Raw genomic sequence first — 21,109 nt, 5'->3', positions numbered from 1 at the left:
GTTCCGAATCCGGAACTTTACGTGAGGCGCGGCAGGAGGTGCCAAACCGCGAGGACGGTGCCCCGCCTGCGCGGGCGCCCCGGCCGGCGGGGTGGTCGCGGACCGCCGGGAGACCGGGGCACGGGCGCCGGAGTCAGGTGCGTCAAGACCGGTGCTTCCGGCTGTACCTCCGGGGGCTGACCACCCCGGGGAGGACGTTCGGCCGGTCGTACTCCATCGGCAGTATGACCGTGAGCATGCTCAAGAACGACGACGCACGGCGTTCTGCGAGGCATCGTGGAGAGCATGGATGCCGTCTCTTCGCCCGCAGGGCTGGGTCTCACCGTGCGCTGCGCACCCTGCACGCCGTGTCATGTGCAGGGGAGCCTGTCATGAGCGATCTCGCGCTGGCCGTGCTGCTCTCCCTGATCTCCGCCGTGGCCTACGCGGGCGGCGCCATCGTTCAGGAGAGGGTCGCGGCGGATGCGCCCGCGATGCAGTACGCGCCCCTGCGCCGCCCGGTCTGGTGGGCCGCGGTCGGCCTCAACGGCTTGGGCGCCCTGCTGCACGTGGCGGCACTGGCCTTCGGGCCGCTGAGCCTGGTGCAGCCGTCCGGCGCGCTGACCATCGTCTTCGCCCTTCCGATGGCCGCCCTGTTCGTGGGCCGGCGAGCCGGGGCGACCGCGTGGCGTGGCGCTGTCATGGCCACGGTGGGGCTCGCCGGTCTGCTGTCGTTGACCAGCGCGTCGGACAGCCAGTCGCTGAGCGGTCCGGAGCGGATGCTGGTGGCGCTGATCACGGCGGGCCTGGTGGTGGCTCTGATGGTGAGCGCGCACGCCGCGCACCGGCATCCCGCGGTGCGCAGCGTGCTGCTCGCCGCGGCGGCGGGCGTCGCCTTCGGTATCGGGTCGGTGTTCACCAAGACCGTCGCCCTTGACTGGACGGGCGGGACGTCGCTGACCCTGCGGCTGCCGAGCCTGCTGGTGATCGCCGTGCTGGCCACCGCGGGCATGCTGCTATCCCAGGCCTCCTACCGTGGCGCGGGGCTCACGGCGCCGCTGTCGATGGTGACCGTCGCCAATCCGGTGGTGGCCGCAGCGGTCGGCCTGACCATGTTCGGCGAGGGCTTCCGGTACGGCTGGGCCGGCACCATCAGCGCGCTGGCCTGCGGTGTCCTGGCGGCCGGTGGTGTGGTGCTGCTGACCATGGAGCGCGTGCGCTCCAGCGCGGTACCGCCCGCCGGCGCATCGCCCGCGCTCCCGGAGCCGAGGCGGGAGCACGGTTCGCACCCGGCAGCGGGCTCGGCCGCCGCACAGGACGGCAGCCTGCCGCCCGGCGGAGCTTTCATGGCGGTGCAGGACGCCGGTGGGCCGTCGACGGTGGTGAGCATCCCGTCACCGGCACGGACCGCACCGTTGCCGCAGCAGCCGTCACCCGGGCATCGGGGGACGCCGACCGTGCCGGCACCCAGGGCCGTCCCGGTCATCCCGATCGTGCCGGACACGGCGGCGGAGCTGACGGACCCACCGGGAGCCACGGGGGCACCGGGAGTGGCCGCAGAGTCCGATCTCCCCGAGGCGACGGGGCCCGGTGGACCGGGGAGCGCCGCGGGGGTGTCGGATCCCAGGGACGTGACGGGTCTGCCGGGCGTGGCCGACCTGCCGGGGTTGGCCCGCTCCACCGCCGCAGTCGTCCGTCCCGCAGAAGGACCAGGCCTTCCGGAAGAGCCGGGCCTGCGGCGGGTGACGGATCTCCCGGGCGTGCGTGAGCTGCCGGAAGCGACCCGGCTGACCAGGCTGCCCTTGCGCCGCGACAGCAGGCACAGGACCCCGGACGGCCAGCTCATGTGCTGTGCACGGCTCAGACCGTGACACGGCTGCACGGTGCCCACGGCCGTGGTGTCCAGCCAGAGCCTCGCCCGGTCGTGGCGCATGGCCAGAGCCTCGCCCGGCCGTGGGGCGCCCAACGGCCGGGTGCCGGCGTGCCACCCCGCGGTGGCAGCACGATCGTGTGACGGCCGCTCAGCCCCGGACGCCACGGGGCTGGATGCCGCGAGCGTGCGACCGCGGACGGACCGCCGACGGCGCGGCCGCACGTCCGTTACTCATCGCGCCGTAACTCAGATCTTGACGCCGCCCGCACGCAGATACGCCAGCGGGTCGACGTCGTCACCGAAGCTGGGCCCGGTCCGCACCTCGAAGTGCAGGTGCGGGCCGGTCACATTGCCGGTGGCGCCCGAGCGGCCGAGCCGCTGACCGCCGTTCACCTGCTGGCCGGACTTCACCGAGATCGCGGACAGATGGGCGTACTGGCTGTACTTGCCGTCGGCGTGCCGGATCACCACCTGGTAGCCGTACGAACCGCCCCAGCCGGCCGCGACGACCTGACCGGACGCTATGGCCTTGACGGAGGTGCCGGTGGGCACGAGGAAGTCGACGCCGGTGTGGTAGCCCTTCGACCAGCTGCTGCCCGTCTCGTGGTACGGCGTGCCGATCGCAGCGGACACCGGCGCGATCAGGTGCTGGGTGTGGTGGGCGGGGTGGCTGGCGGGCCGTGAGGTGTGTTCGGGCGACTTCTTCTTCGCGGGGTGCGCCGCGGGCTTGGAGGTCTTGGCGGGTGCCGAGGGGTGCGCATGGCCGGAACCGGTGGAGGTCTTCGGCGCCGTCGTCCCGTGCGTGGACTTCTTGGGAGCGGTCTGCTTCTTCTTCGGGGCGGTCTGGTGCTGCGGGGCGGCCTGGTGCGCGGCCGGGTGCCGGGGCGCGGCCGCGTGCGATCCGTCGAGGGCCAGGCGCTGGCCGGGCAGGATCAGATCCGGGTCGGCGCCGATGACCTTGCGGTTGTCCTGGTAGAGCTGCTGCCAGCCGCCGTGCACACCGCGCTCCTCGGCGATGCCCGAGAGGGTGTCGCCGCGCACCACCTTGTACGTCTCGGCGGTGCCCGCGCGGGACTGCGGGGTGGTCTCCGGCTTCACGTCCGCGGCGCTGCTGCGGGCCCGTCCGGTGGCCTGGGTGTGCGTGCTGCTCGCGGGGGTGATCTGCGGGGCGGCCCCGCCGCTGCTGAGGCCGGCGCGCTCGGAGCAGACGGGCCAGGCCCGCGGCCCCTGTCCCTTCAGCACCTTCTCGGCGACGGCGATCTGCTGGTCCCTGCTGGCCTGGTCGGCGCGGGACGCGTAGACGCGCCCGCCGTAGGAGTCCCAGGTGGACTGGCTGAACTGGAGCCCGCCGAAGTAGCCGTTGCCGGTGTTGATGTTCCAGTTGTTCCCGGACTCGCAGGCGGCGACCTTGCTCCAGGTGTCCAGGTCGGCCGCTTGGGCGGTGGTGGCCCCGATGAGCGGGATGGCGAGCCCGGCGCCGCCCGCGGTCACCGTCAGCGATGCGCGGTTGATACGGCCCGGCTGGTAACGGCGGTGACGACCGCGTACGGCCATGGGCATCCCCTCGTCAGATGGCCGGGGGCGAGCCCCGGGCGCCGCGGCATGAAGCGCCGCAACGGTAAGTGCCGGGAACCGGAGTGGACAAGAGAGCAATGAGTCGAGCATTTCGGGGCGCCACGGCCGCAATCGTGCTGCTCCCCCGCGCGCTCACACCCGTTCTGTCCTGCGGCTTCACCGGTTCGGCGGCACACCGGGCGCACCGGCACGGTCCCGGAGATACCGGCCACGGGCGTCCGAAAGCGACCACGGACCCCGACGGCTCCGTCGGGGCCGCCGTGGCGCGGGTAACCGGGGCCGTCGGGTCATACTTGCCGTCAACGATCTTTACATCCGATTCCAGGAGCTACGGCAATGAGCACTTCAGCCCAGATCGGTGTGACGGGGCTCGCGGTGATGGGGCGCAACCTCGCCCGCAATTTCGCGCGCAACGGCTACGCGGTCGCCGTCCACAACCGCACTCCCTCCCGGACGCGGGAGCTGGTGCGGGACTTCGGCGACGAGGGCGACTTCGTTCCCGCCGAGTCACCGGAGGAGTTCGTCGCCGCGCTGGAGCGCCCGCGCCGTCTGATCATCATGGTGAAGGCGGGCGATCCGACCGACGCGGTGATCCAGGAGTTCGCGCCGCTCCTGGAGCCCGGCGACATGATCATCGACGGTGGCAACGCGCACTTCGCCGACACCCGGCGCCGCGAGCGCGAGCTGCGCGAGCGCGGCATCCACTTCGTCGGCACCGGCATCTCCGGTGGCGAGGAGGGGGCCCTGCACGGGCCGAGCATCATGCCGGGCGGCTCGACGGAGTCCTACGCCTCGCTCGGGCCGATGCTGGAGAAGATCTCAGCGAAGGCCGCGGACGGCGCGCCGTGCGTGACGCACTGCGGCCCCGACGGCGCCGGACACTTCGTCAAGATGGTGCACAACGGCATCGAGTACGCCGACATGCAGCTGATCGGCGAGGCGTACCAACTGCTGCGCGATGTGGCCGGGTACTCCCCCGCGCAGATCGCCGAGATCTTCCGCACCTGGAACACCGGCCGGCTCGACTCGTACCTGATCGAGATCACCGCGGAGGTGCTGGCGCACGTGGACGCCCGGACGGGCAAGCCGTTCGTGGACGTGGTGCTGGACCGTGCCGAGCAGAAGGGCACCGGCCGCTGGACGGTGCAGATCGCGCTCGACCTGGGCGTGCCGGTCTCCGGCATCGCCGAGGCCGTCTTCGCCCGCTCGCTGTCGGGCCACGCCGAGTTGCGCGCGGCCTCGCGCGAGTTGGCCGGCCCGGTGGCCCAGCCGATGGGTGAGAAGGCGGCGGCGGCCTTCGCCGACCAGGTGGAGCAGGCGCTGTACGCGTCGAAGATCGTGTCGTACACCCAGGGCTTCCACGAGATCACCGCGGGCAGCGAGGAGTACGGCTGGAACGTCGACCCGGGTGCGGTGTCCTCGATCTGGCGCGGCGGCTGCATCATCCGTGCCGCGTTCCTCGACCGGATCCGCGCCGCCTACGACACCCGCCCGGACCTGCCGAGCCTGCTGGCCGACAAGGGCTTCGCCGAGGAGATCGCCGCTGCGCAGGACGACTGGCGGGCCGTGCTGGTGGCGGCGGTGCAGCAGGGCGTGCCGACGCCGGGCTTCTCGGCGGCCCTCGCGTACTACGACGCGCTGCGCGCCGACCGGCTCCCGGCCGCGCTCACGCAGGGGCAGCGGGACTACTTCGGCGCACACACCTACCGGCGCACCGACGTCGAGGGGTCCTTCCACACGTTGTGGGGTCAGGACCGCTCGGAGGTCGAGGCGTAGTCGAGGCGTAGTCGAGGCGTAGGACTGCTCGTCGAGTGCGTGCCGGACCCGCGGGGCCTGCCTGGTACCAGGCACTCCCCTGCTTCACGTGGGGCGCGGACACGGCGACGGCCGGCCCCGAAGGGCCGGCCGCCCGTTAGTCAGGACGCGGGTCCCGGCTCCGGCTCGGGCACCGGGTCCGGTCCCGGTGGCTTGGGGATCGGCGACGGTGACGGCTCCGGGGTCGGCCGGGGTCCTGGCCCGGGGCCCGGCACCGGGTCAGGGCCGGGTACCGGCTCCGGGAAGGGCGTCGGCGGTTCCGGACGGTCGGGACCGGGGTTCGGTGCCGGAGGCACCGGATCGGGGAATGGGTGAGTCATTGCTGCCTCCAGACCGGATCGTCATCCGGTCATCGGCTGGTGGCCTTCCCCTTCGCGTACCCGGCGCGCGGGCCGCAAACGCAGCGTTCCGCAAGAGGCGGACGCTTCACGCCCCGGCCGGCACCGCCTGCGGCCCGCGCCGCGCGTCGCCGCCCGGCACCGGCTCGGAGGGGTCGGCGCCCAGGGCGACGATGCGGTTGTCCCGGTCGACATGGACGACACGGGGGCGCAGGGCACGGGCCTCCGCGTCGTCGACCTGGGCATAGCTGATGATGATCACGAGATCCCCGGGGTGCACGAGGTGCGCCGCTGCGCCGTTGATGCCGATGACCCCGGAGCCGCGCTCGCCCTCGATGACATAGGTCTCCAGACGCGCCCCGTTGGTGATGTCGACGATGTGTACCAGCTCGCCGGGCAACAGGTCCGCGGCGTCCAGCAGGTCCGCGTCTATGGTGACGGAGCCCACATAGTGCAGGTCGGCCTCGGTGACGGTGGCACGGTGGATCTTCGACTTGAACATGGTGCGCAGCATCGCGGTACTCCTGGCGCTAGGCTCCCTGCCTGCGTTCTTGCAGGTCAAGGGCGATCTCTTCACCCTACAACGAGTGGCGGGCTGGGGCAGCGCCCCCCAGGCCCTTCAGGACGCACGCTGACCACCCGCTGCCTTTTCTGGCGCGTCGTCAGGCATATGTCGGAGAGCCTCACCGGCGCTCCCCTACCTCCGCTCGACGACGCCACAAGCCTACGCAGCCCCTTGAGAAGGGCGTTCGTGATCACCGTCACTCCGACGCTCCGCACGGAAGCCGGGAGTCCGGGGATCGGTTCCGGCACGGCGAACGGCTGCCGAGACGGCCCGGAGGAAACGGACACGCGCGCGACGGGGCGTGCGACGGCCGTGCCCGGCCGGGCCGGTGTGAGACCGAGTGGCTCAGGTCCCGGCGACGCCGGGGCCGGGAGTCTCAGGAGCGCCTGCGGGTCGGAGCACCGGCGAACCAGAAGGCGACCCCGATGAGGACGAAGACCACCAGGGGAATGGCCTCCGTGGCGAGATACGTCCAGCGTTCGGAAGGGGCCCAGCCCGAGGGGGCGTATCCCGGTCCGAACCAGTGCGCGCCGATGCCGGGCAGGAGCAGCTGGACCGTGGCGAAGGCGATCAGCGCGGTCAGCAGCCAGCCGATGGTGCGCGGGTAGCGGACGCGGTACGGCCTGGGGACGTCGGGGTACTTCCGCCTGAGGATGTGCAGCGCGGGGAAGATCCCGAGATAGCTGAGCAGGGTGGTGGAGAGCGCCAGCGAGAGCACCGCGCCGAACAGCTTGGCGGCTTCGCCCCCGGTGAGCTGGTGTGCGAGCACGAGGACTCCGGTGGAGACGAGGCCGCTGAGCAGGTTGACCCGGACGGGGGTGCCGAGCCGTTCCGAGATGACTCCGAAGGCGCGGGGTGCGGCGCCGTCGTAGCCACTGACCGCCAGCGCCCGATCGGTGCCCATGAGCCATGCGACACCGGAGGAGAGCAGGGTGAGGATGAACAGCACCGCGCAGATGCCGCCGAGCACCAGGCCGGCGCCGGTCAGGGTGACCGTGCCGTCGGGTCCGGTGGAGCCGCCGTACACGCTGAAGACCTGTCGCATCGCGTCGAGGAAGCCGCTGAGCCCTGTGACGGCCTTGGTCGGGAGGACCAGCAGGACGCCCAGGACCGGCAGGGCGTAGAGGAGTACGGCCAGCACGCCGCTGCGGAAGATGGCCGCAGGCACGTCCCGCCGGGGGTCGACCATCTCGTCACCGGCGCTGTTGGGCAGTTCGAATCCGACGTAATTGAATATCAACACCGGTACCAGGGCCACGAATCCCGACCAGCCGGGTGTGAAGTCGGCGAGGCCGAAACCGTGCACGCCGTGCCGGGCGGCATAGATGAGCACGGTACCGGTGAAAAGGATCAGCAGCGCCAGCCTGGTCCAGCCTCCCAATACCGGGATCCACTTGCCGATACGGAAGGAGACCACGGCCGTCAAGATGCCGAACCAGACAAATCCCAGCGTGAAGAGATAGAAGCCGAGGGTGCCGAATGGTCGGCCGTCGCGGAAGAAAGTGGTGAAGGCCGTCACTGCGGAGACCGTGAGCGTGCCGCCGAACCACACCGGGTTGGTGACCCAGTACATGAAGGTATTGACAGCCCCGACGAGGTGGCCGAAGGCGAGCCGGACCCAGAGATAGGGACCGCCCTCCTGAGGGAAAGCGCTGCCCAATTCGGCGCAGAGCAGAGCGGACGGCACGAAGAAGATGATCGCCAGCACGATCATCCAGGTGAAGGCCTGTGGTCCACGGGCGGCGACGGTACCGATGGTGTCGAGGCCGACGAGAGTGCAGAGAAGGAAGAAGAGGATATCGAAGTGACCGAAGTGGCGTCTTAGCTTGCGGATTTCGAGATCGGAGTCGGCAGTACGAAGGACCGGCGCCGTACCGGAGGTTTGGGTGTCCACGAGGCAGAATGCTGCATAACCACCTGGTGTTGCGCAAGAATGCGTTCAGGATCTTCGGAGAACTCGCCGCACGGCCGGAAGATTTATGATCTTCACCTTCATTCGCGCCCGTTTCGCCTGAACGGCGGATTCCGCTCCGCTTCCGCGACCCTCCTGCAATTATTGCTCCTTGACCGGCCATCAGTAATGTGGTGACACTTGGCCACTTCGACTGACGCTGCGCTTCGACCGCTCACTCCCGGGAGCCTCACGCATGAAAGTCAACCTCTACTATGCGCCATTTCCCTCGCAGATGTTCCGCGGCTTCGACGAGCCGATCAACACCGAACGACCGTTGAATCCGAAGAGCGCGCTGCCGACGTTGGCGAGTGGGCTGCGGATGTTCGCGGAGACGATGGGATTCGACTGCGAAATCGAAATCGTCGACATGCAGCTCGGCGGCCAGCGCATCGCCTACAAGACCATCCCGTACGGTCCGCACCAGATGGACTGCTATCGCTTCGGTTCCCCTTTCGAGGACTACGTCGAAAAAATCAAGGAAGCCGAGATCCACGGACTGACCTGCAACTTCACCAACAGTGCACAGATCACGGCCGATCTGGCGCAGTTCATCAAGAGCGTCAACCCGAAGGCGTTCGTGGTGGCGGGCGGCGTGGACCCGACGGCCCGGCCGCAGTACTACCTGGAGCGCGGGGTGGACCTGGTGGTCCAGGGCGAGGGAGAGTGGGTGTTCTCGCGTGTCGTCCAGGCCTGGGCCGAGGGCGGCGACTTCAGCACCGTGCCGAACATCGCGACCCGCGAGCGCACGGCGCGCAAGGTCGACATGTCACACATGATCGACATGAACACCCTGCCGCCCATGGCGCTCGACCTGGTCGGCGACCTGTCCTTATACACCGACACCGCCGAGGGTCCACCCCCCGAAGGTGTCGGCACCAACTTCATCTGCTGGGAGACCTCCAGGGGCTGCGCCTGGCGCTGCTCCTTCTGCACGGCGCCCTCCCGCGGCAAGTACCGCTACATGTCGCCCGCGGCCGTCGAGGAGCACCTCAAGTACTTCCGCTCGCGGGGCATCCGCACGATCGTCTGGCAGGAGGACAACCCGCTCTCGCGCATCCAGCAGAACGGCACGGGCCGCTTCCTGTACGACAGCGGCCGGGAGGAACTCCTGGAGATCTTCCGGATGATCCGCGAGTACGGCTTCGCCTGGGAGTTCGCCAACGGCATCGAGTTCGGCAAGTTCCGCCAGAACGGGCGCTTCGACCACGAGCTGGCCCAGGCTCTGCTGGGCAACGACAAGTCGGCCGACGGATGGACCGGCTGCTACCGGGTGCAGATACCACTCGACAACATGAACATCGGCAAGAGCCGTTTCCCCAAGCTGCTCGGCTTCGACGAGCAGGTCGACATCCTGGCGACCATGCTCACCGACTACGGTATCGGCCACCAGACCTACGATCTGTTCATCGGCTATCCGGAGCAGGACGCCGAGGCCATCGACCAGTTCAACGACTACTGCCTGCGCATCAAGGACGAGCTGGGCACCCTCGGTGGCTCCTCGTACCAGCCGTACTTCAACGTCTTCAACCTGTCGCTGCTGCCCGGCGCCCGTGACTGGACGACCCTGCACGACCTCCTGGCCTTCGACGTGGAGGCGAACCCGGAGGTGATCGGGATCTTCCTCTCCGCGATCGACAACTCCCACTTCACCTACTGGGACATCTACCAGAAGCGACTGGAGATGACCAACTCCCTCAACGACCGTGAGCTGCACCGTCTTTACGACGGCATCTACGCGGGCAGCGGTACGCACGACGGCACGGGAGCGTGAGCGGCATGCTCGTCGATCTCTACTACGCGCCCTACCCCGGCCAGCGGTTCGCCGGGGAAGCCGAGACGATCAGCCCCGTACGGGTCCTCAACCCGAAGAGCGCGCTGGCCACACTGGCGGCCGGCACCCGCAGCTTCCTCGCGCAGTGGGGCGTCGAGGCCCAACTGCGGATCATCGACACCCAGGTGGACGAGGACGAGCCGGTGCTCTACAAGTCCTTCGACTACGGGCCACGGGTGATCGAGTGCCTGCGCTACGGCGGGGTGTTCGAGCGCTACGACACCACGCTGCGCGAGGCCGACATCATCGGCATCTCCAACAACTTCACCAACTCGGCGGGCTCCGTCGCCGACTTCGCCAAGCACGCCAAGGCGGTCAACCCGAAGGCCCTGGTGGTCGGCGGCGGCATGGACGCCACCGCCCGCCCCGAGTGGTACCTGGACAACGGCTTCGACGTGATCGTCCAGCTGGACGGCGAGTACCTCTTCGCCAAGGTGATCGAGGCCGTCGCCAAGGGACAGCCTCTCACCCAGGCGGCGTTCTGCCGTGAGTACAACGGCGGGTACATCGTCTTCGGCGGCCCGTCCCTCAAGATGGACGAGTTGGAGCCGATGGCCCTCGACCTCGTCACCAACTACCAGGACTACAACGACACCGGCGAGGGCACCCCGCCGCAGAACGTCGCCACGCCGTTCATCTGCTTCGAGTCGTCCCGCGGCTGCTACCGCACCTGCTCGTTCTGCGCGACACCGATGCGGGGCAAGTACCGCCACATGTCGCCGGAGGCGGTCGAGAAGCACTTCGCCTACTTCCGGGAGATGGGCATCCGCAACATCCTCTTCCAGGAGGACAACATCCTCTCCCGGCTCCAGCGCAGCGGCCGCGGCACCATGCTGCACCGCAGCGGCCGCGAGGAGGTCTTCGAGATCTTCCGGATGGCCCGGGAGTACGGCTTCTCCTGGGAGTTCGCCAACGGGCTGGAGTTCGGCAAGTTCCTGGACCTCGGGCAGCCGGACCTGGAACTGATGGAGCACCTGTTCTGGAGCGACCGCTCCGGTGACATCTGGCGCGGCTGCTACCGCGTGCAGATTCCGCTTGAGTTCCTCGGCGACGACCCGACGTCGAAGTTCAACAAACTGCGCGGCTTCGAGGAGGAACTGGAGATCCTCGACGCGATGCTCGACTTCGGCGTCACGTATCAGACCTTCAACGTGCTGATCGGCCACGACGGCGACGACCGGCCGGCGATCGACCACTATCTGCGCCGAAGTCTCCAACTGCGCGAGGCGCTGCTGGACCGGGACTCCCGTGTGGTGCCGTACTTCAACGTCTACAACCGGACACTGCTGCCGGGTACGGCCGATTTCCGCAACAAGCACGAGCGGCTCGAATTCGACATCGAAGAGAACCCCGAGGTGATCAGCGTCTACCTCTCACCGATGAGCAGCGATCACCTCTCCTATTATGATCTCCTCGACGAACGCCTGCGCATGATGCGGGAGTTGAACGGAGACCTGATCGACCAGTACGACGGCATCCACCGCAAGCCACTGATCGAGACCAGCGGCTGAAGGAAGAGGAGCTACGTGTGACCGCACCACCGCGACGGCGGTACGGTTTCGGCGCCCTCTGGCTCGGCCAGAGCCTGTCCCTGGTCGGTACCCAGTTGGGCACGCTGGCCCTCCCGTTGCTCGCGGTGGTCTCGCTCGACGCGAATGCCGGGCAGCTCGGAGTGATCGCCGCCCTGCGCTATCTGCCGTTCCTGCTCTTCGCGCTGCCGCTGGGCCCCCTCGTCGACCGGGGGGACCGCCGCCGGCTGATGATCGTCGCGGACGTCGCCCGTGCGGCACTGGTGCTCGTCCTGCCGGTACTGCACGCGATGGGTTGGCTGCGGCTGTGGTGGCTGTACGCCGTGCCGTTCCTGGTCGGCGTCTTCCAGGTGATCTTCGACTCGGCGAACCTCGCCTATGTCCCCCAGCTCGTCGGCCGCGACAGACTCACCCGCGCCAACCGCAACCTCCAGGCCAGCCAGTCCGCCGCCGATCTCGGCGGGCCGGGTCTGAGCGGGCTGGTCTGCACCGCGGTCGGCGCGGCCGGCGCCCTGGTCATCGACGCGTTCTCCTTCGCCTTCTCGGCACTCACCCTGGCCCTGATCAGGCCGACGCCCCGACAGGCCGTCGAGAAGGCGGCGCCGGGCGGAGTACGGCAGGCGGCGGCCACCTGGTGGCAGGACGTCAGGGCCGGGCTGGTCTTCGTGTTCGGCCAGCCCGAACTGCGGGCGCTGGCCATCGAGACGGCCGTGTTCAACGCCTGCGAGCAAGGCGCCCTGGTCCTCTACCTGGTCTATGCGGTGCGCGAGTTGGGATTCTCGCCGCTGCTGCTCGGACTGTCGCTCGCGGCGGCCGGCATCGGCTCGACGCTCGGCACCTTCCTGTCCGAGGGCTGGGCCCGCCGGATCGGCCTGGGACCCACCATCGCGGCCGGCTCCGTGCTGGGCTGTAGCGCGTTCCTGCTGGTGCCCGCGGCCTCGGGCGGCCGACTCGCCGTTTTCGCCGTGGTCTGCACGGGGTTCGCCGTCTCCGGCCTGGCGACCGGTCTCTCCAACGTCCTCCAGGTATCGCTGCGCCAGACCCTCACACCGGACACCATGACCGGCCGGATGAACGCTTCCTTCCGGTTCGTCGCGTACGGCATGGTGCCCCTGGGCACCCTGGCCGGTGGCGCGCTCGGCACCGTCCTGGGACTGCGCGAGGCGCTGTGGGTGATGTCCGGCGCGTTGTTGTTCGGGCCGCTTGCGATCATCTGTTCGCCCCTCCCTCGCAGGCAGGCCCTACCGGCCGACCTCGTGTCAACTTAGGGTGACAACAGGGCCTTTCGAACTGGGGCTTCGACTAGGATCGTCCCCGACCGTTGAGCTCTTGGAAGGACGCCGGTGGACAGGTTTCACTATCACGACGGAGTGCTGCGCTGCGAGGGTGTGGACCTGGAGGAGCTGGCCGCCGAACACGGCACCCCGACGTACGTCTACTCGCGCGACACCTTCCGTACGCACCTCGCGGATCTCACCGCGGCCTTCTCCGAGTTGCACCCGCTGGTCTGCTACGCGGTGAAGACGTGCAGCAACCTCCATCTGCTGCACGAGCTGGGCGCGGGCGGCGCCGGGGCGGACGTGGTCAGCGGCGGCGAGCTGCACCGGGCTCTCACTGCGGGCATCCCTGCCGAGCGGATCGTCTTCGCCGGGGTCGGCAAGTCCGAGTCGGAACTGCGCGAGGCCATCGCCGCCGGGATCGGCTGCGTCAACGTCGAGTCCGAGTCGGAGCTCGAACTCCTGGGCCGGGTGGCCCGGTCGATGGGCCGTACCGCGCGGGCCGCGATCCGGGTCAACCCCGACGTGCAGAGCGAGGGGACCCCGGAGAAGACCACCACGGGTGTCCGGGGCAGCAAGTTCGGCATCGACCTGGAGCGGGTGCCCCGGCTGTTCGCCCGCGCCTCGCTGCTGGACCACGTCCGGCTGACCGGTGTCCATGTCCACCTGGGCTCACCGATCCACTCCCCCGAGCCCTACACCGTCGCGCTCACCCGAGTGCTGGACCTGGTCGACAAGCTGAGGGCCGACGGCCACGAGATCGAACTCGTCAACATGGGCGGCGGGTTCGCCGCCGAGTACGAGACGGGTGCCGCACCGGGCTGGGGGGTGTACGCCGATGCGATCACGCCCGTCCTCAAGCCGTTCGTGGCGGCCGGCGGCAAGGTCGTCATGGAGCCCGGACGCTCGATCGCCGCGAACGCCGGTGTCCTGCTGACCCGGGTGCGCTATCTGAAGGACGCCGGGCGGCACCGGGTGGCGATCGTCGACGCCGGGATGAACAATCTCATCCGCGCCGCGCTGTACGACTCTTTCCACTTCATGTGGCCCGTCCGTCCCGTCGACCGCCTGGCGCCCCCGACCCGCTCCGGGTGGATCGACCTGCCCGGCCTCACCGGCTACGACATCGCCGGGCCGATCTGCGAGTCGACCGACTACCTCGCCCGGGAGCGCCGGCTGCCGACGCTCGCCGAGGGCGACGTCATCTGCATCTTCGGTGCCGGCGCCTACGGCATGGCGATGGCCAGCCAGTACAACTCCTCGCTGCGCCCGGCCGAGGTGCTCGTGGACGGCTCCACCAGCCGTCTGATCCGCCGCCGTGACACCTATGCGGACCTGATCGAGGCGGAACTGGGCCTGCCGGACAGCAAGCTGTGAGACCGGGCTCCCCCTCCGAGACCGCGGGGCACCCGGCGGCGGGGCCCCGGCCTCGATGGGGAGCCGTACCGCCGGCCGGGGCTCGCCGCCGAAGGGGTCAGCCGGTCGCGTCCAGGTAGTCCTCGCCGGGCAGCAGGAGCGCGGAGCGTACCGACTCCCGGCTTCCCCGCGGGGGCCAGACCAGGGCGTGGGTGGTGCGCAGCCGGGCGCCGCGCAGGAGCTTGCCACGGTAGGCGCCGGTGCCGAGGTCGAGCCAGGCAAGGCCGCGTGACGCCGCGAGGGCGAGCGGCTCGTAGACGGCGAGGTTGAAGTAGGCGTACGGGCCGGCGTCAGGGGCGAAGCCGGCGGCGCGTACGTGCAGGGTGTCGCCCCAGAGGTAGCAGAGGGCGAAGCCGGTGAGGCGGCCGTCGCGGCGTTCGAGGAAGACCTCGCTCCACGGATCGAGACAGGCCGCCTGCTGCCCCAGGTACGCCGTCATCGACTCGTCGGTGTCATCCGCGCCGTACTTGCGCTGGAGCAGGCCGAGCAGCGGGCCGGCCTGCCGGTAGCACTCGGAGAGGCGGACGCGGTGGACCGAGCCGCCCGAGTCGGCGAAGGCGCGGGCTTCGCGCTGCCATTCGCGGCGGCGCCGGGCGGAGCGTTCGGTGTCCACCGTCGCGACCGGGATGATCGCCTCCGCGGACAGCGGGGCGTACGAGGGCGTCGGTACGTCGGGCGCGAGTGCGGCGAGCGCGGCGAGGCACTCCTCGGCGTGGGCCTGCGGTGCGTACAGCAGGGCCGTCGCCGCGGCACCGAGGGTCTCGGCCAACTCGGCCGCCGCCTGGATCAGCCGGGCGATCACCCGCGCGCGGCCCGCCGCGGGCAGCGCCGGGTCGACGAGTACGCCGCCGTGGTAGCCGGCCCTCGAGCCGAGCAGAAGCAGCGGCATCCAGAGGTGCCGGTCGGCCTCCGCCTCGGTTCCCAGGCGAGGGACGGCGAGCAGGTCGAGCGGGTGGTAGGCCTGGTTCATGGAGACACCGGAGCCGCCGCGCCAGAAATAGGTGGGCAGCGCGCCGACCACGGAGCCGTCCGGTTCCTCCGCGAGCAGGTACCGGCTCTCGTAGTCGTCGGAACCTTCGGCCCATTCCAGCCAGGGGCGGCCGAGGTAGACGCTGCGGCCGGCCGACAGTCGGTCCCAGTCCGCGGGTTTGAGTTCGTGGACGCTGTGGATGTGCCGCACTCTCATCCGGCGGGCTCGCCCTGGTACAGGCCGGCCTGCTCGATCTCGCGAACGCGCCGGTAGTCGTGCTCGATCTGCTCGCGGTCGCCGAGCAGATACAGGTGTCCGGGCGAGCTGAACAGGTCGACGGTACGGCGGACCTCGTCTCCGCCGGCCAGCAGGTCGGTCGAGCCGCAGAGGTAGCTGGGCAGCGCGCGCACCTGCGCGAGCGGTCCGGCAGCCAGGTGCCCGTCCTGCGCGGCGATCAGGCACACCACCCGCAGGCTCCGCAGGAGCCGGTAGTCGGTGCCGGGCAGGCGGGCGAACGCGGCGGGATCGGTGTACGCGTCGACGGTGAGCGACACCTGGCTGTGGCCGGTGGCGGCCCGAGGGCCGCGGGAGGTGACGGCGCCCTCCAGCCGCGCGCCGATCTCGATGAGTACGGGTCCGCGCGCGGTGAGCATCACCTCGGCGTGTGCGGGGCCGTGGGCGATGCCGAGAGCGTCGAGCACCCGTGCCACGTAGGCGGCCAGGTCTCGCTGGGGATCACCGTCGGGGGCCAGCAGGTCCTGGTAGTCGTAGACGACGGCGCCGTCGACGCTCGCCCGCTGCTCGCGCCAGATCTCGTGGACGAAGTGGCGCCCGTCCCGGCTCACCGTGTTGACGAAGTACTGGGCGCCGGCGAGGCACTCCTGGGCGAGGACCAGCTCGTTGAAGTTGCCCATCTGGTCGCTCCGCCGGTGGATACGGGCGAAGGCGGCGCGGGCCTGGGCCTCGTCGGCGCAGATCGCCACCGAGTCGGAGCCCGCGCTCGCCAACGGCTTGACCACCAGCGGCCAGTGGCCGCCGGCGTCGGCCCAGTCGATCATCTTCTCCACGTCGTCGCAGGCGATGCTCTCCGCGGCGTCCACCCCGGCCAGGCGCAGCTGTTCGACCATCGCGTACTTGTCGCGGCGGGAGGGACTGAGCCGGGTGCCGTTGCCCAACAGGCAGAGCCGCTCGGCGAGCTCGTCGGCGGCACGTACTCCCCATTCGGAGCCGGTGATGACCAGCGACGGCTGATGGCGGGAGACTTCGGCGGCCGGGTCGGCCACCGATCCGAGATCGATGACGGCCCGGTAGCCCTCGGGACGAAAGGACTGCCGGTACGCCGCCGGCATCTGTCCCGGGGTGAAGACGGCCACGGTGTCCCAGCCGCGCCCGGCGAACCCCTCGGCGAGTTGGGAGCCCGTCGAGACGGGGTCGACCACGGCCACGACGGGCCGTTTCGGCGGTGTCACTGCGACCACTCCGTCGGCACCCGGTCCCAGCGGTGGGAGCGCAGCTCGTCCATCAGCTCGGCCGGCAGGGCGACTCCGTCGCTGACGGACAGATTGGCTCGGACGTGCGCGGGGGTGCGCATACCGGGAATCACCGTGCTGACGGCCGGGTGCTGGAGGATGAAGCGCAGGGCGAGCTGTGGCATGGTCATCCCCTCGGGGACGACGGGGCGCAGGCGATCGGCGCGTGCCACGCTGGCCGCGAGGTTGGCCGGGACGAAGTAGCTGTTGCGCCAGTCCCCTTCGGGCCAGCGGGTGTCCTTGGTCAGGGTGCCGGTGAGGGTGCCCTCGTCGAACGGTACCCGGGCGATCACGGCGACGTCGTGCCGGGTGCAGGCGGCGAAGAGCTCGTCCTCCGGGGCCTGGTCGAAGATGTTGTAGATCACCTGAACGGAGTCGACCAAGCCGGTCTCCAGCGCGGCCAGCACGTTGCTGGGCTCCCACCGGTTGACGCTGATGCCGACCGCCTCGACCAGGCCGCGTTCCTTCATCCGGGCCGCCTGGGCGAGCCACTCGTCATCGGCCGCCCAGCTGTCGTCCCACACGTGGTACTGCATCAGGTCGATGCGCTGCACCCCGAGGTTCTTCAGGCTGAGCGCCAGATACTTCGCCACGTGCGCGTCGGGGAAGACCTCGGTGAAGCGGGCGCCCGGGCGAGTGGGCCAGTTCCGGTCCAGCGGCGGAATCTTGGTGGCGATCCGGATCGCCCCGTCGGGGTACTCGGCGCGTAACTCGCCCAGCAGCAGCTCGCTGTGGCCTCGGCCGTAGATCCAGGCGGTGTCGAAGAAGGTACAGCCCTGATCCACGGCGAGGCGCAGCGCCTCGCGCCCGCTGTCCTCGTCACCGCCTGTCCAGCCACCGGGGCCGCCGCCGATGCCCCACATACCGTAGCCGATCTCGCCGACTTGCCACCCAGTCCGGCCGAAGCGACGAAGACGCACCGACAGATCCCCTCTCGGACTTACTGTCAATTGGCAAGCAATGGTACAGGGTTGGCCTTCCACGACCGTGAGGGGAGAAAAGTGCACTCAGCACTCAAACACCAGCTCCTGACCGACTTCCAGGGGCGCCGGGTGGACTATCCCGCCGACCGGACGACTATTCACCTGATCGAGGAACAGGCGCGGCGGGCACCCCAGCGGCCCGCACTGCTGTGGGACGACACCTGCCTCACCTATGGCGAGATCATCGAGCTGGCGGCGGCCTGGGCCGGTGAGTTACGCAGGCGTGGCTTACGCCGCGGCGATCTGTTACCCGTGATCACGGCCGGCGGTCAGGAGCTGGCCGTGGTGATGCTGGCCGCGATGAAGCTGGGCGCGCCGTTCGTGCCCATAGACGACGCGTGGCCCGAGCACCGTCTGCACGAGAGCGTCGCGGCGCTGCGGCCGCCACTGGCGGTGCGGACCGGACCCGGCCCGGTTCCCGGGCTCGGTGTGCCGGTACTGCGCGTGACCGGGACCGGCGCGCCCGACGGCGTGGGGCCCGTGCGCGACGCGGTGCCCGGCACCGACGAGTTGATCTACGGCTTCTTCACCTCCGGCTCGACGGGGACCCCCAAGTGCGCGCTCAACGGGCATCTCGGTCTGCTCAACCGGTTCCTGACGATGACGCGGCGCTTCGGTGCGGGTCCGGACGTGGTGTTGCAGAACAGCCGCCATGTCTTCGACTCCTCCATGTGGCAGCTGCTCTGGCCGCTCACCAAGGGCAGCCGGGTGGTGCTGCCTCGCCGTGAGGGCGTCCTCGACCTCACCCGGACCATCGACGAGATCGCCCGGCACCGTGTCACGATGACCGATTTCGTGCCCTCGGTCTTCAACACCCTGGTCGATCTGCTCGACTCCGACCCGGGGCTGCCGGCGCGGCTCTCCTCCCTGCGGCATCTGCTGATCGGGGGCGAGGCGATCGACCCGAGCGCCGTCCGCTCGTTCCGCGAGCTGCTGCCGGAGGTCAGGCTCACCAACACCTACGGGCCGACGGAGTGCTCGATAGGTTCCGTCTTCCACGAGATCTCGGATGCCGACACCGGACCGATACCGATCGGCCGCCCGATCGACAACACCTGTGCCGTGCTGCTCGACGGGAACGGGGCGCTGGTCACGCCCGGGCAGGTCGGTGAGATCCACCTCGGCGGAGACTGCCTGGGCGCCGGCTATCTGCACGATCCGGCCCGTACGGCGGAGGCCTTTGTGGAGAACCCCTTTCCCGAGCTGCCCGGACGCCGGCTCTACCGCTCGGGGGACCTGGCCTGGCAGCGGCCCGACGGGCTGCTGATGTTCGTCGGGCGGCAGGACCAGCAGGTCAAGCTGGGCGGGGTGTTGATCGACCTGCTCGAAGTGGAGGCCGCCGTCGCCTCGCACCCGCAGGTGGCGCAGGCCCGGGCAGTGATCCACGGCGAGGGCGACCTGCGCAGTCTGGTGTGCTGCGTCACCACCGACGCGACGCTCACTTCCACCGAACTCGACGCGCACAGTCGTGCCCTGCTGCCGGCCCACGCGGTGCCGCGTACCTTCCTGCTGCTTGATCGGATGCCGCTCACGCCCAACGGCAAGACCGACCGCCGGGCACTGGCCGAGCTCGCCTCCTTACGGCTCGCCGGTCAGGCAGGGGGCGGGCGGCTCACCGCGCAGGAGGAGGCCGTCGCCGCGCTCTGGCGGGAGCTGCTGGCCGATCTGCGCGGCGCCGACCCCGGCCCGGAGGCCGACTTCTACGCTCTCGGCGGTACCTCGCTCACCCTTCAGCGTCTCTCGGCCGCCATGCACCGCGCCTTGGGCGTGCGGGTCCCGCCGCGCCATCTCGCCGCCGCCGCGACGCTGCGGGAGCAGGCGGCGCTGCTGCACCAGGACGGTGCGGGTCCCGACGACCGCGCGCTGCTGCTCGCCGACATCGCACGCGCGTCCGTCCTGCGCCCCGGGCCCGGTCCGACGCCCACCGGCGAACCGCTTGAAGTGCTGCTCACCGGTATGACGGGCTTCATCGGCGCCCATGTGCTGGGCGAACTCCTCGACCGCACCGACGCGGTGGTGCACTGCCTGCTGCGCTCCAGCGGCCAGGCCGACCGCGTCGCCGAGGTGATGGCCCGGTTGGGGCGGTCCCACGACGCGCGGCGGATCGTTCTCGTCCCGGGTGATCTGGCACAGCCCCGCCTGGGCCTGAGCACGAAGGCCTGGACCCGGCTGGCCGGGCGCGTCGACTCACTGCTGCACTGCGGCGCGCTGGTCAACCTGGCCCTGGGCTATCCCGGACTGCGCGCGCCGAACGTGGTGGGCACCGGGGAGCTGTTGCGGCTCGCCACCACCGGCAGGCCCAAGCGCCTGCATCACCTCTCCACCCTCGGTGTCTTCCCGGACGAGGACGGCAGGGAGCGCGTGCTGGAGGAGGACCCGCTCCCGGAGGAACTGCCCGAGGACGGCTACAGCCGCTCCAAGTGGGCGGCCGAGCAGCTTCTGACGGCGGCCAGGGCACGGGGCGTACCGGTCACCGTCCATCGGCTCGGTGAGGTCATGCCGCACTCGCTCACCGGCGCGGGCAACCGGCACGCCCAGTTGGACCTGCTGCTGCGCGCCTGCGCCCGCCTCGGCCTCAGCCCGCGTACGACGGCCGTCACCGACTGGACACCGGTCGACGAGGTCGCCACGGCAGTGGTGGGTGCCCTTGGCACCGGCCGGGACAACGAGACCTTCCACCTGCTGCGGCCGGAGGCCGTCCCGCTGGAACAGGTCATGGCGGCGCTGGCCGAACTGGTGCCGCTCCGCCCGGTGGACTATCCGGACTTCTACCGCGCCGTGGCGGCCGGCGGCGACGAGTCACCCCTGCTCACCTTCCTGCCGGAACCCGACACCGACGGCCTCAACGCTTTGTTCCGCAACGGTCACCTGCGCTTCTCCGCCAAGCGAGGCACCGAACTCGCCGATTCCTGCGGCCTGGCCTGGCACCCCACCACCGACACCGAACTCCTCAACTGCACCCGGTGGATCGTGCACAACTCGTAGCCAGGTCCGATCGGGAAAGCAGCAGCGTCACCGGTCGTTCCCCTTTCCCCGTCGCGTGTGCCCGCTCCGCTCGTCGACGGGGCGGTACCGTGTCGGAATCCGAAACACCGAGAGGGTGGGAGGTGACGCATTGCCAGCGCCGAGGCCGGGGGTTCCGGTCCGTGGCTCAAGCACCGGGCGCCCCCTGATGGCCGCGCTCGACATGTTCGGACGTCGATGGAACCTGCGGATCGTCTGGGAACTGAGAGAGGGCGCGCTCGGGTTCCGGGCGCTTCAGCAGCGCTGCGACGGCATGTCGTCCAGCGTCCTGCGACAGCGACTGACCGAACTGCTCGACGCCCGGATCGTCGAGCAGCAGCCCGACACCGCCTACCGGCTCACCGAACTGGGCCGCGGTGCGCACCAGGCGCTACGCCCACTCGTGGCGTGGTCCGGCGCATGGGCGGTGGCACTGGAAGACGACGATCCGGTTGCACGGAGCTAGCCCGAA

General features: G+C 70.1%; 14 protein-coding genes. 8 read left to right on the top strand and 6 right to left on the bottom strand.

The genetic code is table 11. The features are described 5' to 3' along the window. Positions 1-371: 371 nt before the first annotated feature. Entirely contained in the window at positions 372-1,850 is a 1,479-nt protein-coding gene (locus NQO67_RS02715) for a DMT family transporter (protein WP_255945905.1), read from the top strand. Between the two features lie 248 nt (positions 1,851-2,098). Here NQO67_RS02715 and NQO67_RS02710 read toward each other — a convergent pair whose 3' ends face one another. Beyond that, a complete protein-coding gene (locus NQO67_RS02710; protein WP_255945903.1) occupies positions 2,099-3,406 on the bottom strand; it encodes a transglycosylase family protein in 1,308 nt (435 codons plus the stop codon). 357 nt (positions 3,407-3,763) lie between these two features. Here NQO67_RS02710 and gnd point away from each other — a divergent pair, with 357 nt between their 5' ends. Then, the gene (gnd, locus tag NQO67_RS02705; protein ID WP_255945901.1) at positions 3,764-5,203 is read left to right on the top strand and encodes an NADP-dependent phosphogluconate dehydrogenase; all 1,440 of its coding nucleotides are present in this window, start codon (positions 3,764-3,766) and stop codon (positions 5,201-5,203) included. A gap of 465 nt (positions 5,204-5,668) precedes the next feature. Here gnd and panD read toward each other — a convergent pair whose 3' ends face one another. Both panD and NQO67_RS02695 read right to left on the bottom strand, forming a co-directional pair. Beyond that, positions 5,669-6,094 (bottom strand): aspartate 1-decarboxylase, encoded by a 426-nt coding sequence (gene panD, locus NQO67_RS02700; RefSeq protein WP_255945899.1) that lies wholly within the window; start codon positions 6,092-6,094, stop codon positions 5,669-5,671. Between the two features lie 427 nt (positions 6,095-6,521). Beyond that, complete coding sequence (locus NQO67_RS02695) at positions 6,522-8,039, bottom strand: APC family permease (protein ID WP_255945897.1); 1,518 nt, start codon at positions 8,037-8,039, stop codon at positions 6,522-6,524. Between the two features lie 253 nt (positions 8,040-8,292). On the opposite strand from NQO67_RS02695, the gene NQO67_RS02690 reads away from it, so the two are divergent. The 4 genes from NQO67_RS02690 (at position 8,293) to lysA (ending at position 14,113) form a co-directional block, all read left to right on the top strand. Next, entirely contained in the window at positions 8,293-9,870 is a 1,578-nt protein-coding gene (locus tag NQO67_RS02690; RefSeq protein ID WP_255945895.1) for a B12-binding domain-containing radical SAM protein, read from the top strand. Between the two features lie 5 nt (positions 9,871-9,875). Beyond that, complete coding sequence (locus NQO67_RS02685; protein WP_255945893.1) at positions 9,876-11,441, top strand: B12-binding domain-containing radical SAM protein; 1,566 nt, start codon at positions 9,876-9,878, stop codon at positions 11,439-11,441. Between the two features lie 17 nt (positions 11,442-11,458). Then, positions 11,459-12,727, top strand: a complete 1,269-nt coding sequence (locus tag NQO67_RS02680) for an MFS transporter (protein ID WP_255945891.1) — start codon at positions 11,459-11,461, stop codon at positions 12,725-12,727. Between the two features lie 75 nt (positions 12,728-12,802). Continuing rightward, positions 12,803-14,113 carry a diaminopimelate decarboxylase gene (gene lysA / locus NQO67_RS02675; protein WP_255945889.1) on the top strand — a complete coding sequence of 437 codons (1,311 nt, stop codon included), beginning with the start codon at positions 12,803-12,805 and terminating at the stop codon, positions 14,111-14,113. A gap of 97 nt (positions 14,114-14,210) precedes the next feature. On the opposite strand, the gene NQO67_RS02670 is transcribed toward lysA, so the two are convergent. From NQO67_RS02670 to NQO67_RS02660, 3 genes are read right to left on the bottom strand one after another with little or no spacing between them, the layout of a single operon-like run. Then, on the bottom strand, positions 14,211-15,338 hold the full coding sequence (locus NQO67_RS02670) for a GNAT family N-acetyltransferase (RefSeq protein WP_255945887.1): 1,128 nt from the start codon (positions 15,336-15,338) through the stop codon (positions 14,211-14,213). Then, positions 15,335-16,591 (bottom strand): ATP-grasp domain-containing protein, encoded by a 1,257-nt coding sequence (locus NQO67_RS02665; protein WP_255945885.1) that lies wholly within the window; start codon positions 16,589-16,591, stop codon positions 15,335-15,337. Before NQO67_RS02665 ends, NQO67_RS02670 begins: the two co-directional genes overlap by 4 nt. Further along, positions 16,588-17,571, bottom strand: a complete 984-nt coding sequence (locus NQO67_RS02660) for an aldo/keto reductase (protein ID WP_255945883.1) — start codon at positions 17,569-17,571, stop codon at positions 16,588-16,590. The genes NQO67_RS02665 and NQO67_RS02660 overlap by 4 nt, the downstream gene beginning before the upstream one ends. An 81-nt stretch (positions 17,572-17,652) precedes the next feature. Between NQO67_RS02660 and NQO67_RS02655 the strand changes: the two genes are divergently transcribed. Together NQO67_RS02655 and NQO67_RS02650 are read left to right on the top strand one after the other, a co-directional pair. Then, positions 17,653-20,619: a non-ribosomal peptide synthetase gene (locus tag NQO67_RS02655; RefSeq protein WP_255945881.1), complete on the top strand. Its 2,967-nt coding sequence runs from the start codon at positions 17,653-17,655 to the stop codon at positions 20,617-20,619. A gap of 202 nt (positions 20,620-20,821) precedes the next feature. Then, complete coding sequence (locus NQO67_RS02650; RefSeq protein ID WP_374118887.1) at positions 20,822-21,103, top strand: winged helix-turn-helix transcriptional regulator; 282 nt, start codon at positions 20,822-20,824, stop codon at positions 21,101-21,103. Positions 21,104-21,109 lie beyond the last annotated feature (6 nt).

The organism is Streptomyces odontomachi (assembly GCF_024435355.1).
Taxonomy (GTDB): domain Bacteria; phylum Actinomycetota; class Actinomycetes; order Streptomycetales; family Streptomycetaceae; genus Streptomyces; species Streptomyces odontomachi.
Note: the sequence above shows the minus strand (reverse complement) of the source record. Positions and strands in the feature narration are given on the sequence as shown.